At 62.8% G+C, this 13727-nt stretch carries 14 protein-coding genes; 13 read left to right on the top strand and 1 reads right to left on the bottom strand.

The window, feature by feature from the left end:
- Positions 1 to 194 precede the first annotated feature (194 nt).
- The 10 genes from ychF (at position 195) to ACR0DA_RS01090 (ending at position 10127) form a co-directional block, all read left to right on the top strand.
- Positions 195 to 1292 carry a redox-regulated ATPase YchF gene (ychF, locus tag ACR0DA_RS01045; protein WP_170357094.1) on the top strand — a complete coding sequence of 366 codons (1098 nt, stop codon included), beginning with the start codon at positions 195 to 197 and terminating at the stop codon, positions 1290 to 1292.
- Positions 1293 to 1365: 73 nt separating this feature from the next.
- On the top strand, positions 1366 to 2247 hold the full coding sequence (locus tag ACR0DA_RS01050; RefSeq protein ID WP_170357095.1) for a LysR family transcriptional regulator: 882 nt from the start codon (positions 1366 to 1368) through the stop codon (positions 2245 to 2247).
- A 150-nt stretch (positions 2248 to 2397) separates the two neighbouring features.
- The gene (locus tag ACR0DA_RS01055) at positions 2398 to 2550 is read left to right on the top strand and encodes a hypothetical protein (RefSeq protein WP_480752661.1); all 153 of its coding nucleotides are present in this window, start codon (positions 2398 to 2400) and stop codon (positions 2548 to 2550) included.
- 398 nt (positions 2551 to 2948) lie between these two features.
- Positions 2949 to 3317 (top strand): hypothetical protein, encoded by a 369-nt coding sequence (locus ACR0DA_RS01060; protein WP_480752662.1) that lies wholly within the window; start codon positions 2949 to 2951, stop codon positions 3315 to 3317.
- Between the two features lie 176 nt (positions 3318 to 3493).
- The gene (locus ACR0DA_RS01065; protein ID WP_480752664.1) at positions 3494 to 5197 is read left to right on the top strand and encodes an NAD(P)H-dependent oxidoreductase subunit E; all 1704 of its coding nucleotides are present in this window, start codon (positions 3494 to 3496) and stop codon (positions 5195 to 5197) included.
- An 11-nt stretch (positions 5198 to 5208) separates the two neighbouring features.
- Positions 5209 to 7992, top strand: coding sequence for a formate dehydrogenase subunit alpha (gene fdhF / locus ACR0DA_RS01070; RefSeq protein ID WP_480752665.1), 2784 nt, complete (start codon positions 5209 to 5211; stop codon positions 7990 to 7992).
- Positions 7993 to 8109: 117 nt separating this feature from the next.
- Entirely contained in the window at positions 8110 to 8898 is a 789-nt protein-coding gene (locus ACR0DA_RS01075) for a cyclase family protein (protein ID WP_170340488.1), read from the top strand.
- A complete protein-coding gene (locus ACR0DA_RS01080; protein WP_480752667.1) occupies positions 8895 to 9416 on the top strand; it encodes a thioesterase family protein in 522 nt (173 codons plus the stop codon). Before ACR0DA_RS01075 ends, ACR0DA_RS01080 begins: the two co-directional genes overlap by 4 nt.
- 85 nt (positions 9417 to 9501) lie before the next feature.
- Complete coding sequence (locus ACR0DA_RS01085; RefSeq protein ID WP_244952316.1) at positions 9502 to 9720, top strand: YMGG-like glycine zipper-containing protein; 219 nt, start codon at positions 9502 to 9504, stop codon at positions 9718 to 9720.
- A gap of 41 nt (positions 9721 to 9761) precedes the next feature.
- Complete coding sequence (locus ACR0DA_RS01090) at positions 9762 to 10127, top strand: hypothetical protein (protein WP_170371735.1); 366 nt, start codon at positions 9762 to 9764, stop codon at positions 10125 to 10127.
- Positions 10128 to 10136: 9 nt separating this feature from the next.
- Here the strand turns inward: ACR0DA_RS01090 and ACR0DA_RS01095 are convergent, their stop codons facing one another.
- Positions 10137 to 10331, bottom strand: a complete 195-nt coding sequence (locus tag ACR0DA_RS01095; RefSeq protein ID WP_170357101.1) for a SlyX family protein — start codon at positions 10329 to 10331, stop codon at positions 10137 to 10139.
- Positions 10332 to 10459: 128 nt separating this feature from the next.
- On the opposite strand from ACR0DA_RS01095, the gene hisS reads away from it, so the two are divergent.
- From hisS to hisG, 3 genes are read left to right on the top strand one after another with little or no spacing between them, the layout of a single operon-like run.
- The gene (gene hisS, locus ACR0DA_RS01100) at positions 10460 to 11947 is read left to right on the top strand and encodes a histidine--tRNA ligase (protein ID WP_480752669.1); all 1488 of its coding nucleotides are present in this window, start codon (positions 10460 to 10462) and stop codon (positions 11945 to 11947) included.
- A 3-nt stretch (positions 11948 to 11950) separates the two neighbouring features.
- Positions 11951 to 13039 carry an ATP phosphoribosyltransferase regulatory subunit gene (locus ACR0DA_RS01105; RefSeq protein WP_480752671.1) on the top strand — a complete coding sequence of 363 codons (1089 nt, stop codon included), beginning with the start codon at positions 11951 to 11953 and terminating at the stop codon, positions 13037 to 13039.
- Positions 13036 to 13725: an ATP phosphoribosyltransferase gene (gene hisG / locus ACR0DA_RS01110; RefSeq protein ID WP_149776172.1), complete on the top strand. Its 690-nt coding sequence runs from the start codon at positions 13036 to 13038 to the stop codon at positions 13723 to 13725. Before ACR0DA_RS01105 ends, hisG begins: the two co-directional genes overlap by 4 nt.
- Positions 13726 to 13727: the final 2 nt, after the last annotated feature.

Here is a 13727-nt window from a genome sequence, read left to right on the forward strand (position 1 = left end):
GGGATGTTCGCTGTTGATATTCGTTAAATGTTAAAGTTTGACACTATTCTTTCGTGTTCAATGTCAACAAGCACACGTTTTCCCTACATTTTCGTGATGTTGCAGATTGGACTCAGGGCCAGCAGCCGCAGGTGCCTTGCGCATTGAACCGGACCCGCATAGAAGCAGCCCGCGAATGGCATCAGGAGGCCGTCATGGGCTTTAAAATGGGTATCGTGGGTCTGCCGAATGTCGGCAAGTCGACCCTGTTCAACGCGCTGACCAAGACCGCGGCCGCGCAGGCGGCGAATTTCCCGTTCTGCACAATCGAACCCAATGTGGGTGACGTGGCCGTTCCCGATGCGCGTCTGGACAAGTTAGCTGCGATCGCCAAGTCGAAGCAGATCATCCCGACCCGGATGACCTTCGTAGATATTGCAGGCCTGGTCAAAGGCGCTTCAAAAGGTGAGGGGCTGGGGAACCAGTTTCTGGCCAACATTCGCGAAACCGATGCCATCGCTCATGTGTTGCGCTGTTTCGAAGATGGCGACGTGACCCATGTCGAAGGCAAGGTCGATCCGGTGGCCGATGCCGAGACCATCGAGACCGAACTGATGCTGGCCGATCTGGAAAGCATCGAAAAGCGTCGCGCCAACCTCGTGCGCAAGCTCAAGGGCAACGACAAGGAGGCGCAGCAGCAGGATCGGTTGCTGGCCACCGCGCAAGAGATGCTGGAAAGCGGCAAACCCGCCCGTTTGGTCGAGGTGTCTGACGAGGATGCAAAAGCCTGGAAGATGCTGCAGTTGCTGACCACCAAGCCGGTCCTGTATGTCTGCAATGTCTCGGAAGAAGACGCTGCCGAAGGCAATGAATATTCCGCGCGTGTGGCCGAGATGGCCGCGGCGCAGGGCAATGCCCATGTCATCATCAGCGCCAAGATCGAAGAAGAGATCAGTCTGCTGGAGCCTGAAGAGGCGCAGATGTTCCTCGAAGAGATGGGGCTCGAAGAACCGGGCCTCGATCGGCTGATCCGTGCGGGGTACGACCTGCTCAAACTGGAAACCTATTTCACGGTCGGCCCGAAAGAGGCCCGCGCCTGGACCATTCGCAGGGGTACTGCAGCGCCTCAGGCGGCCGGTGTCATCCACGGGGACTTTGAAAAGGGTTTCATCCGCGCCGAGACCATTGCCTATGATGACTTCGTAGCGTGCAATGGCGAACAGGGTGCCAAAGAGGCCGGCAAGATGCGTGCAGAAGGCAAAAGCTATGTCGTCAAGGACGGCGACGTGATGCACTTCCTGTTCAACACCTGATCACGAAACAGCTTTTCTGGGCGGGCATTGGCGGTATCTTACGGTATCGCTCCAATCCGCCCGAGGCCCGCACGTGTTCGAAATCCGCGATCTGCAACTGCTCAGCGCCTTGGCGCGCCACCGCCATTTTGCCAAGGCGGCCGAGGAGTGCGGTATTTCGCAGCCCGCGTTCTCGATGCGTATCCGCAACCTCGAGGATCGGCTTGGCGTGTCCATCGTCCGCCGTGCGAACCGCTTTCAGGGCCTGACCGAAGAGGGCGAGATGATCGTCCGCCGCGCTCGCCGCATACTGGATGACGCCAAAGCGCTCGAGCAGGAGGTGCAGGCGATCAAGGGCGAGATCACCGGTACACTGATCCTGGGCGTGATCCCGACCGCCATCGCGTTTACTGGCCGCTTGGTCAAGCGGCTGCAGCAGGCGCATCCGCGTATCCTGTCGCGGATCGAGACGATGTCGGCCACGGCAATCCAGCACCGTCTGGACGAAGGCAGCCTGGATGCCGGGATCACCTATGGCGACAGCATCGGCACTGATCTGCGCTATGTGCAGCCTTTGTACGAGGAAACCTATGTTTTGCTCGTACCCGAGCATATGACGCAGGGCACGGGCCCGATCCCCTGGGCACGGGTGGCCGAGTTCCCGCTCAGCCTGCTGGAGCCCCAGATGCAGAACAGGCGCATCCTCGACAGGATATTTGCCGAACAGGGGTTGCATCCGCGTGTGGTGGCCGAAACCAGCGGATTTACTGCCTCGATGGTCATGGCGCGCGAAGGGCTGGCGGCGACGGTCGTGCCACGGGTTCTGGTACGGGCGCTCGGCGATTTGAAAGGCACGCGTGTCCTGCCTCTGGTTGATCCGGTGGTCAGCAAGCCGATCTGTCTGGCGACGCTGGCGCGGGATCCGGAATTGCCCACCGTTGGCGCATTGCGGCAGGTCGTGACGTCTTTGCGGTGAAAAGGCGGGGGGTGGTTTGCTAGGCGTCCAGTAATAATTACTGAAGGTTTTTCATATCGGTCGGCTTCGCTATGGCTAGGTCCGTAAAGTATAGGCTCCGCCGTTAGGTACACTTTCCCGCCGTTTAGCCGCCGCTAGGGCAACGTTTATGTGTCGCTGCCCATCGTCGGAGGCGCGATGCAGGCGAGGGCCCCGAAACTGCCGCTGTGGAACCAGCTGATGGAGAACCCGACAGCTTCGACGTCGCTGCGTGTGAATGATCTGGGCAATGGTGAATTTCTGATATCGTCGCCGCTGAATTGACGGAGGGCACGGACATGAAACTTGCTGTGGGGAATTGGACGGCCTGCGGGCCTATCGACTTTGACGGCAAACCTGTGTTCCCTCGGTTGGAAAAGCTCGGTGGGCTGTACAGGTTTTCTTGGCCGGCTACTGGTGACAGTTACATCGGCCACACCAGCAACCTGCGGTCTCGGATGGGTGGGTATCGCGCTTGGAACAAACCCCAAACGCACCCCGAGCTTTTTGATGCGTTGCGGACGGAAGGTGGCATGGTTGAGGTATTGACAGCTGCAACGCTTGGTGGCCAACCAATTGACCTCAGTAGGCGAGACGGACGCGAGATGGTGGAGGATTTCTTACGGTACACACTGAGACCCACGTTGAACAAGGACGGATAGGCAGAGGGCACTGAATTGAAGATGCGATTTGCTCACGGTCACTACGAACCACAGGTGGTTTACGGCCACAGGTTTCCGGGCACCGACGAGTTGTTCCACATCGGGTCTGGCAGCTATGGTCGGGCGATCAAGCCCGAGCGCGGTGCGCCTTGGGTTGAATACGTTGGTGACCGCGACGTTGAGGTGGTTATCATTGAGACCTACCAGTGCCCAGCCCGCGCCCGGTTGCGGGAAGCAGAACTGATCTTTGAAATGCAACCCGTGACCAACCACCATCATCGCAACGGACCGCACAAACAGGTGTTGCGCGGGTTTACGAAACAGGGAGCACGTTGTGACTGTGGTGCGGAAGACTGTTGTGGACGCGAGGCCGCGCGCCGGGAGGCTTAGGTACGCTTAGGCCCCCGCCTTTTACCCGCCGCCCGGTACAAAATAATTTTGTACTGCGAACGGTTTACACCACCCCGCCGCTTTTGCGGTGATAAACTGTCGTTATCGTGCCATTGGTTTTTGCGATTTGACGATATGCTACTCTGATGAGAGACGAGGCTCGATCGGAGGGCATCATGGCACCATTGGATACCAAGCCGTCAGGCGCGCCAAAGGGCGTCTGGAAGTCAGGTAAAGGCAAGGGGCGGCACACGCCCAAAGGCCGTCAATTCACGGACGAGGCGCAGGCCGAGATTCAGCGCCTGCTGGGCGACCGCCCGCGCCGCCGCGATCTGCTGATCGAGTTTCTGCACCTGATCCAGGATGCGCACGGCCATATCAGTTCCGACCACATCGCCGCGTTGGCCGTCGAGATGCGGATCGGTCAGGCCGAGATCTACGAGACCGCGACCTTCTATGCCCACTTCGACGTGGTGAAAGAAGGTGAAACTCCTCCGCCGGCCCTGACGATCCGCGTCTGCGACTCACTGTCCTGCGAAATGGCAGGCGCGCAGCAGTTGAAAAAGGCGCTGGAGGACGGGCTGGACCCGTCCGAGGTGCGCGTTCTGCGTGCGCCCTGCATGGGGCGCTGCGACACCGCGCCGGTGCTGGAACTCGGTCACAACCACATCGACCACGCGACCCCCGAAAAGGTACAGGCCGCCATCGCGGCGGGCGACACCCACGCCCATCTGCCCGAGTATGAGACCTTCGCGACCTATGTCGAAAACGGCGGGTATGCCAAACTGAAAGAGCTGCGCGAAGGCGGCGACTGGGAAGAGGTTCAGGAACAGGTTCTGGCCTCGGGGCTGCGCGGTCTTGGCGGCGCCGGTTTCCCGTCGGGCAAGAAATGGGGCTTTGTCCGCATGAATGACGGCCCGCGTTACCTGGCCGTGAACGGCGACGAGGGCGAACCGGGCACCTTCAAGGACCGCTACTATCTGGAGCGCACGCCACATGTTTTTCTCGAAGGGATGCTGATCGCCGCGTGGGCAGTCGAGGCACAGACCTGCTTCATCTACATGCGTGACGAATATCCAGCCGTTCTGGAAATTCTTCGGCGCGAGATTGTTGCGCTGGAACAGGCCGGGATCGTCGAGAAAGGCTATATCGACCTGCGGCGCGGCGCGGGCGCTTACATCTGCGGCGAAGAATCCGCGATGATCGAATCGATCGAGGGCAAGAAGGGCCTGCCGCGTCACCGCCCGCCTTTCGTGGCGCAGGTCGGTGTATTCGGCCGCCCGACGCTGGTGCACAATGTCGAGACGCTCTACTGGGTGTCCAAGATCTGCCGGGAAGGCCCGGAAATCCTAGATTCGGTTGAAAAGAACGGCCGCAAAGGCCTGCGCAGCTACTCGGTCTCGGGCCGGGTGGCGAAACCCGGCGTCTACCTGCTGCCGGCCGGCTCGACCATTCTTGACGTGATTGAGGCCGCCGGGGGCATGGCCGAGGGCCACGTCTTCAAAGCGTATCAACCGGGCGGGCCGTCTTCGGGTCTTCTCCCGTCCAGCATCGACGACGTCCCGCTCGACTTTGACACATTGCAGCCGCTGGGCACCTTCATCGGGTCCGCCGCCGTGGTCGTCCTGTCCGATCAGGACACCGCGCGCGATGCGGCGCTGAACATGCTGCGGTTCTTCGAGGACGAAAGCTGTGGCCAGTGCACGCCCTGCCGGGCGGGCTGCGAAAAGGCGGTCAAGCTGATGCAGGCCGAGAAGTGGGATACGGGCCTGCTGGAAGATCTGTGCCAGGTGATGGGCGATGCCTCGATCTGCGGTCTGGGGCAGGCGGCCCCGAACCCGATCCGCCTGGTCATGAAACATTTCGCCAATGAGATCTGAGGGAGACAGCCATGCTTGACGCAAGCGAAACCAAGACCGTCACCTTCAACCTGAACGGCGAAGACGTGACCGTGCCCGAGGGCACCACGATCTGGGAAGCGGCCAACGGCAAGGGTCTGGTCATCCCGCACCTGTGCCACAAACCCGCGCCGGGCTATCGCCCTGACGGCAACTGCCGCGCCTGTATGGTCGAGGTCGAGGGCGAGCGCACGCTGGTCGCCTCGTGCATCCGTCCGGCGGCCGAGGGGATGGTGGTGAAAACCGACACCGACCGCGCCGAGAAATCCCGCGCGTTGGTGATGGAACTGCTGGTGGCCGACCAGCCGGAACAGCCGCACGATGTATCCAGCCATTTCTGGGACATGGCCAAGCTGAACGATGTCAGCGACAGCCGCTTTCCGGCGAAAGAGCCCGAGAAGATCCCGCTGCTGGATGACAGCCATGTGGCGATGCGGGTCAATCTGGATGCCTGCATCAATTGCAACCTCTGCGTCCGCGCCTGCCGCGACGTGCAGGTCAATGACGTGATCGGCATGGCCGGTCGCGGGCATACCGCGCAGGTGGTGTTCGACCAGAACGACCCGATGGGCGACTCGACCTGCGTCGCCTGTGGTGAATGCGTTCAGGCCTGCCCGACCGGCGCCCTGATGCCCGCCACCGTGCAGGACGACCAGCAGCGCGGCGACAGCAAGGATTACGACAGCGAGACCGAAAGCGTCTGCCCCTTCTGCGGGGTGGGCTGCAAGGTCAGCCTCAAGGTCAAGGACGGCAAGGTCAAATATGTCGAGGGCATCAACGGCCCCGCCAACGAAGGCCGCCTGTGCGTCAAGGGCCGGTTCGGGTTCGACTATATCCACCACCCGCACCGCCTGACCAAGCCGCTGATCCGGCGCGAGGATGCACCGCCAAAGGGCCTGAACGTCGATCCCGCCGACTGGAGCACCCATTTCCGCGAGGCGACCTGGGACGAGGCGCTGGATCTGGCCGCCAAGGGGCTGATGGAGTTGCGGGATGAAGATCCGCGCAGCGTGGCGGGCTTTGGCTCGGCCAAATGCACCAACGAAGAGGCCTATCTGTTCCAGAAGTTCATCCGGCAGGGCTTTGGCCACAACAACGTGGACCACTGCACGCGGCTGTGCCACGCCTCGTCGGTGGCGGCGCTGATCGAGAACGTGGGCTCGGGCGCGGTGACCGCGACCTTCAACGAGATCGAGAACGCCGATGTGGCCATCATCATCGGCGCCAACCCGATCGAGAACCACCCCGTCGCAGCCACCTATTTCAAGCAGTTCGCTAAGCGCGGCGGCAAGCTGATCGTGATGGACCCGCGCGGCGTGGGCATGCGCAAATTCGCGACCGAGATGCTGCAGTTCCGGCCCGGTGCCGATGTCTCGATGCTGAACGCGATCATGAACGTGATCGTCGAGGAAGAGCTGTATGACAGCCAGTACATCCACCGCTGGACCGAGAACTGGGAGGCCGAGAAGGAGCACCTGCGCCAGTTCACCCCCGAGAAGATGGCACCGATCTGCGGGATCGAACCCGATCAGCTGCGCCGCGTGGCCCGGATTTTCGCCAATGCGAATGCGGGCCTAATCTTCTGGGGCATGGGCGTCAGCCAGCATATCCACGGCACCGATAATTCGCGCTGTCTGATCTCGCTGGCGCTGATGACGGGCAATGTGGGCAAGCCCGGCGCGGGTCTGCACCCGCTGCGGGGGCAGAACAACGTGCAGGGGGCCTCGGACGCAGGCCTGATCCCGATGTTCCTGCCCGACTACCAGTCGGTCACCGACGACGCCGTGCGCGCCAAGTTCAGTCAGGTCTGGAACTCGGGCGACTTCTCGAACGAGAAGGGCCTGACCGTGACCGAGATCATCGACCACGCCTATGCGGGCAAGATCAAAGGCATGTACATCCTGGGCGAAAACCCGGCCATGTCCGACCCCGACGTGCACCACGCCCGCGAGGCGCTGGCCAAGCTGGATCTGATGATCGTGCAGGACATCTTTTTGACCGAGACGGCGAACTATGCCGACATCATCCTGCCCGCCTCGGCGCTGTATGAAAAGAACGGCACGGTATCGAACACGAACCGTCAGGTGCAGCGCGTGCGCCCCGCGGTACCGCCGCCGGGCCAGGCGCGCGAGGACTGGGCGATCACCGTCGATCTGGCAAAGCGCATCGGGCTGAACTGGGATTACACGGATGTTTCGCAGGTGTTCAACGAGATGAAGCTGACCATGGCTTCGCTGGACAACATCACATGGGAGCGGCTCGAGACCGAGAGCATCACCTATCCGTCGCTGTCCGAGACCGATCCGGGCCAGTCGATCGTGTTCGGAGACGGCTTCCCGCGCCCGGCTGGCCGTGCGAAATTCACCCCTGCCAGCATCATTCCTCCGGATGAGGCCCCGGACGAGGAATTCCCGATGATTGCCACCACAGGACGGCAGCTGGAACACTGGCACACCGGGTCCATGACCCGTCGTGCCAAGGTTCTGGACGCGGTCGAGCCCGAGGCGAACTGTTCGATGAATCCGCGTACGCTCAAGCTGATGGGGATCGAACCCGGCGAGATGGTGCGTCTGACCACCCGGCGCGGCTCGATCGAGATCATGGTGCGCGCCGACCGGGCGATCGCCGAGGACATGGTGTTCATCCCCTTCGCCTATGTCGAAGCGGCGGCGAACATCCTGACCAACTCGGCCATCGACCCCTATGGCAAGATCCCCGAGTTCAAGTTCTCGGCTATCCGTGTCGAAAAGATCGAGGACGCCATTGCGGCCGAGTAACGACTGCCACCACTCACCAAAACCCTGAAAGGGCGGGCCAGCGTGCCCGCCTTTTTCTTGGCTTGACAGATGCTTGCAGCCAGCCAACCCTTGGGCCGCGTAATCCCGGAGGAGTTCATGGCCCGCCGTTTCGTCGATCTGTCCGTTCCGCTGGAAACCGGCATCGTGTCGGACCCGCCGATCATGCTGCCGCAGATCGAATACATGAGCCACGATCAGACGGCCGAGCAGGTGATGGCATTTTTCCCCGGCCTGAAGAAAGAGGACCTGCCCGGCGGCGAGGGCTGGGCCATCGAACGGCTGCAGATCGCCACCCATAATGGCACGCATCTGGACGCGCCGTACCATCACCACTCGACCATGAACCGGGGCGAGAGGGCGATCACCATCGACGAGGTGCCGCTGGAGTGGTGCATGAACCCGGGCGTGAAACTGGATTTCCGGCATTTCGAGGATGGCTACGTCGTCACCGCCGCCGATGTCGCGGCCGAGCTGAAGCGGATCGGGCATGACCTGCAACCGCTGGATATCGTCGTGGTCAACACCTCGGCCGGCACCTGTTATGGCCAGCCGGATTACCTGATGAAAGGCTGCGGAATGGGGCGCGAGGCCACGCTGTACCTGACCGAGCGCGGCGTGCGGGTGACCGGCACCGACGCCTGGAGTTGGGACGCGCCCTTTCCGCTGACCGCGCAGGAATACGCGGAAACCCATGACCCCTCGATCATCTGGGAGGGGCATCGCGCGTCGTTGGAGATCGGCTATTGCCACATGGAGAAGCTGACCAATCTGGAAGGCCTGCCGCCCACGGGGTTCGAGATCTCGTGCTTTCCGTTCAAGATCAAGGGCGCCTCGGCCGGGTTCATCCGCGCGGTGGCGATCTTCGAGGAGGACGACGGCGAATGACCCCGCAATCCAAACCCTTGGGCGGCCATGACGGACCGTACCCCGCGCCGGTCGAGATCACCGGTTTCACGGTCCGGCCCGACTGGATCGATTACAACGGCCACATGAACGTAGGATACTACGGCGTGGTGTTCGATTTGGCCTTCGAACGGCTGTTGGTCGATCACCTGGGCCTGGGCGAACCACAGGTCGCGGCGCTGGGGCAGGGGCCGTACATCCTGCAGTCGCATCTGCATTTCCTGCGCGAGGTTCGCGAGGGCGAGGCGCTGGTTTTTCGGTTTCGGATGCTGGATGCCGATCACAAGCGTGGTCACTATTTTGCGCAGATGGTGTCGGCCGAGGATGGCGTGGTCTGTGCAACCCAAGAGGCCCTGTTCATGAATGTCAGCCATACAACAGGCCGGTCGGAACCCTATCCGGACTGGGCCGCTGTGCGGCTGGCGCGAATGGTGTCCGACCATGCCACATTGCCCCCCGAGCCGCAGATCGGCAGACAAATCGGCATTCGACGCAAATAGCCCGGGGATGGCCTTAGTTGCCAGAATTCCAGGAGCGGGCTACGCTGACCACCCGGTTCGGGCTTGGTCACGGGAGGGCAACCAAATGTGGATCTTGAGGAAATGCGCACAGGCGCCAGCCTGTATATTGGCGGCATCGCTGATCGTCTTGCCTGCGTCAGCCGCTTTGGCGGACAAGAAAAAGGAAGAAGATGCGCTGAAGGGCGCCCTGATTGGCGCCGGCGTCGGAGCGTTGATCGGAGATGGCAAAGGCGCGGCCGCAGGTGCGGTTGTCGGTGCAATCATTGGGGCAAACCGCAAGTGACGGGGGCGTCCATGATTGACCGCCTTCAGAAAGGAGCCCTGATGCGACTGCTTGATTTCAAACCTGTTCTGGCTGGCTTGATCCTTCTCCCGTCCATCGGCACGGCGGACGAGGCCGCCGACCAGATGGCGCAAGACGCACTTCCGCTGATGTACCATACCTGCGCTTCGGTCATCGAAGAGGCTGATGGAAATGATGAATACGTTTTCGACGTCGTCAGAAAGATGACCGCTCTTTCACTCTACAACCGTCAGGTTGATATCGAAGAGTTTGCATCCTCGGACGAAGAAAAAGCCAATCTGCGTGAGGCTTTTCTTTCAGCGCTGACCGAAGGTTGCGCAGGCGATGAGGATGCCCTGTTGGGTGGTGTCGTCGACGATGCCGTTAGATCAACGCTTGGGCTGTAGGGGCTGGGCTCAATAGTGCGGTGGGCGCTCGTCGCCCAGAATGACTCCGCCGGATCCTTCCTGCGCACGTTCGGCTTCGCGCTGCATCAACATCGCCACTCGGCGGGTCAGGCGGTCGATCTCGTCCTGCTGCTTGGCGACGACCATGCTCAGGTCATCCACGGTGCGGGTCAGATGGGCAATTTTTTCTTCCAGATGCTGCATCGCTGGGGCTCCTGTGATCTGGTGCGGTCATACCGCTGCGGCGCGCGCAATGCCAGCGCTGGCTTGCCCCGACCCAGACCATGGGATAGACCGCGCGCGCAAGTGATGAAATCCCAAGGACGCCCCACATGGCCAAGCCCAAGAAACAGCCCCGCCCCAAGGCCGTCACGCCGAAAGGGTTCCGCGACTATTTCGGCCAGGAAGTCACGCAGCGCACCGAGATGCTGCGGACGATTGCGGACGTCTATCATCGCTATGGGTTTGATGCGCTGGAAAGCAGCGCCGTGGAAACGGTCGAGGCGCTGGGCAAGTTCCTGCCCGACGTCGATCGCCCGAACGAAGGCGTGTTCGCCTGGCAGGAGTTTGACGAGGGCGGCAACGGCGACTGGATGGCGTTGCGCTATGATCTGACAGCACCTTTGGCCCGGGTCTATGCCCAGCACCGCAACGACCTGCCCACGCCCTATCGCCGCTATGCGATGGGGCCGGTCTGGCGCAACGAAAAGCCGGGGCCGGGACGGTATCGCCAGTTCTATCAGTGCGATGCGGATACGGTGGGCACGGCCAGCATGGCCGCCGACGCCGAGATCTGCGCCATGCTGTCGGATACGCTGGAGACCGTGGGCATCCCGCTCGGCGACTATCTGGTGCGGGTCAACAACCGCAAGGTCCTGAACGGTGTGCTCGAGGCCATGGGTCTGGGCGCGGACGCGGCGGCGCGCGATGACGTACTGCGCACCATCGACAAGTTCGACAAGGTGGGCGAGCAGGGCGTGCGCGAATTGCTGACCAAGGGCCGGCTGGATGCCTCGGGCGCGTTCATCGATGGTGTGGGCCTGTCCGACGATCAGGCCGAGCCGGTGATCGCCTTCCTGACGTCCAAGGCTGATGACACGGCCGGAACGCTGGCCAACCTGCGCGCGGCCGTGGGCGACAGCAAGATCGGCGCCGAAGGCATCTCCGAGCTGGAACAGATAGGCGAGCTGCTGGCCGCGGGTGGCTATGGTGCCGATCGCATCCAGATCGACCCCTCGGTCGTGCGAGGGCTGGGATACTACACCGGTCCGGTCTACGAGGCCGAGCTGACCTTCGAGATCTTCGACGAAAAGGGCCGCAAGCGGCAGTTTGGGTCGGTCTCGGGCGGCGGGCGCTATGATGATCTGGTGAAGCGTTTCACCGGACAGGAAGTGCCCGCGACGGGCATCTCGATCGGGATCGACCGGCTGCTGGCCGCGCTGCGCGAAAAAGGGCGGGTCAAGTCACATGACACCGGGCCGGTCGTCGTGACCGTGATGGACCGGGACCGCATGGCCGACTATCAGGCGATGGTGGCCGAGCTGCGCAATGCCGGCATCCGCGCCGAGGTCTACCTGGGCAACCCCAAGAATTTCGGCAATCAGCTGAAATACGCGGACAAGCGCAACTCGCCCGTCGCGGTGATCGAGGGCGGGGACGAGAAGGACCGCGGCGTGGTTCAGATCAAGGACCTGATCCTGGGCGCCAAGATCGCCGAAAGCGCCACGCTTGAGGAATGGAAGGAACGCCCCAGCCAGTTTGAGGTACCGCGCGGCGGTCTGGTCGCCAAGGTGCGCGAGATTCTGGACAGTCAGGACTGAGCCATGCCCAACCGATCCCAGATCCAGGCTCGGGCCGCGATGATGCGCGTGCGTTTCGAGGCCGCCGGGGCGCAGGTCGTCGACACGCCGCTGCTGCAATCGGCCGAGACGCTACTGGACCTTTATGGCGAGGATATCCGCGCGCGCGCCTATGTCACCTCGGACGCGCTGCGCGGCGAACAGATGCTGCGCCCGGATTTCACTCTGCCGGTGGTGCAGATGCACATGCGCGACGGGGCCGAACCGGCGCGCTATACCTATTCGGGCGAGGTGTTCCGCCGTCAGGAACATGATCCCGACCGCGCCAATGAATACATCCAGGTGGGCTACGAGGTCTTTGACCGCGACGATCCGGCAGGGGCCGATGCCGAGGTATTCTCACTGTTTGCCCTGCAATTGCGGGGCCTGCCGCTGCGCGCGGCGACCGGCGACATCGGCATTCTGACCGCGGCCGTACAAGGCCTGCGCACATCCGACCAACGCAAGGCCGCGCTGATGCGCCACCTATGGCGTCCGCGCCGGTTCCGGGCTCTGCTGGACCGGTTCGCGGGCCGCAAGCCCGAGCCGGACCACCGCGCCGCGTTGCTCGCGGCGGCCGACCCGATGGCCTGCGACGCGCCGATGATCGGCAAGCGCCGGCCGGCTGAGATCACCGCCCGCATCGACGCCCTGCGCGCCGACCGCGACACACCGCCGATTTCCGATACGGAGATGGCCGGGCTGGATTCGTTGCTGGGCGTGCGCGAGACCATGCCCTATGCGCTGGAGCATCTGCGCGACATCGCCGTCGATCTGCCCCAGATCACCCCCGCGCTGGACCGGCTCGAGGCGCGTATCGCCGCCCTGCAGGCGCGTGGCGTTGATGTCAGCAAGCTGGATTTCGAGGCCTCGTATGGGCGCACCTCGATGGAATATTACGACGGGTTCGTTTTCGGTTTCTACGCCGAGCGCCGCCCCGACCTGCCGCCCATCGCCACCGGCGGGCGCTATGACGCGCTGACGCGGCGGCTGGGCAACGGGGCCGAGATCCCGGCGGTGGGTGGCGTGCTGCGCCCCGACCTGATGCTGGAAATCGAGGAGGCGGGCCAATGACCCTGAAGCTGGGCGTGCCGTCCAAGGGGCGGCTGATGGAGAAAACCTTTGCCTGGTTCGCCCGCCACGGGATCGAGCTGTCGCGGGCCGGGTCTGACCGGGAATACGCAGGCAAGGTAGACGGGATCGAGGATGTCTCGCTGATCCTGCTGTCGGCCGGAGAGATCCCGCGCGAGCTGGCTGCCGGCCGTATTCACCTGGGCGTGACCGGCACCGATCTGGTGCACGAGAAACTGCCGCGCTGGGAACAGCAGGTCGAAGAAATCGCACCGCTGGGTTTTGGCCAGGCCGATCTGGTGATCGCGGTTCCGGCCTGCTGGGTCGATGTCGAGACGCTGGATGACCTAGACGCCGCCGCCGCCGCCTTTCGGGCCACGCATGGGCACCGCCTGCGGATCGCCACCAAGTACCACCGTCTGGTGCGCGAGTTCCTGACCGATTCCGGGGTTGCCGATTATACGCTGGTCGACAGCCAGGGGGCGACCGAGGGCACGGTGATGAACGAAACCGCAGAGGCGATTGCCGACATCACCTCGACCGGTGAGACCCTGCGCGCCAACCACCTCAAGATCCTGTCAGATGGGCTGATCCTGCAATCGCAGGCCACTTTGTGGCGCAGCCGGGTCGCGGAGTACGGCGCCGCGGAAAAGGCCGCCCTGGCAGAAGTGATGCGCCGCCTAGGCTGAGA

The organism is Ruegeria sp. CI8 (genome assembly GCF_056536865.1).

Excerpts from the sequence above, each read along its gene's own strand:
- ychF (WP_170357094.1), top strand. The coding sequence starts at position 195 with ATGGGCTTTAAAATGGGTATCGTGGGTCTGCCGAATGTCGGCAAGTCG.
- ACR0DA_RS01060 (WP_480752662.1), top strand. The coding sequence starts at position 2,949 with ATGCGATTTGCTCACGGTCACTACGAACCACAGGTGGTTTACGGCCAC.
- ACR0DA_RS01065 (WP_480752664.1), top strand. The coding sequence starts at position 3,494 with ATGGCACCATTGGATACCAAGCCGTCAGGCGCGCCAAAGGGCGTCTGG.
- fdhF (WP_480752665.1), top strand. The coding sequence starts at position 5,209 with ATGCTTGACGCAAGCGAAACCAAGACCGTCACCTTCAACCTGAACGGC.
- ACR0DA_RS01075 (WP_170340488.1), top strand. The coding sequence starts at position 8,110 with ATGGCCCGCCGTTTCGTCGATCTGTCCGTTCCGCTGGAAACCGGCATC.
- ACR0DA_RS01080 (WP_480752667.1), top strand. The coding sequence starts at position 8,895 with ATGACCCCGCAATCCAAACCCTTGGGCGGCCATGACGGACCGTACCCC.
- ACR0DA_RS01085 (WP_244952316.1), top strand. The coding sequence starts at position 9,502 with ATGTGGATCTTGAGGAAATGCGCACAGGCGCCAGCCTGTATATTGGCG.
- ACR0DA_RS01090 (WP_170371735.1), top strand. The coding sequence starts at position 9,762 with ATGCGACTGCTTGATTTCAAACCTGTTCTGGCTGGCTTGATCCTTCTC.
- ACR0DA_RS01095 (WP_170357101.1), bottom strand. The coding sequence starts at position 10,331 with ATGCAGCATCTGGAAGAAAAAATTGCCCATCTGACCCGCACCGTGGAT.
- hisS (WP_480752669.1), top strand. The coding sequence starts at position 10,460 with ATGGCCAAGCCCAAGAAACAGCCCCGCCCCAAGGCCGTCACGCCGAAA.
- ACR0DA_RS01105 (WP_480752671.1), top strand. The coding sequence starts at position 11,951 with ATGCCCAACCGATCCCAGATCCAGGCTCGGGCCGCGATGATGCGCGTG.
- hisG (WP_149776172.1), top strand. The coding sequence starts at position 13,036 with ATGACCCTGAAGCTGGGCGTGCCGTCCAAGGGGCGGCTGATGGAGAAA.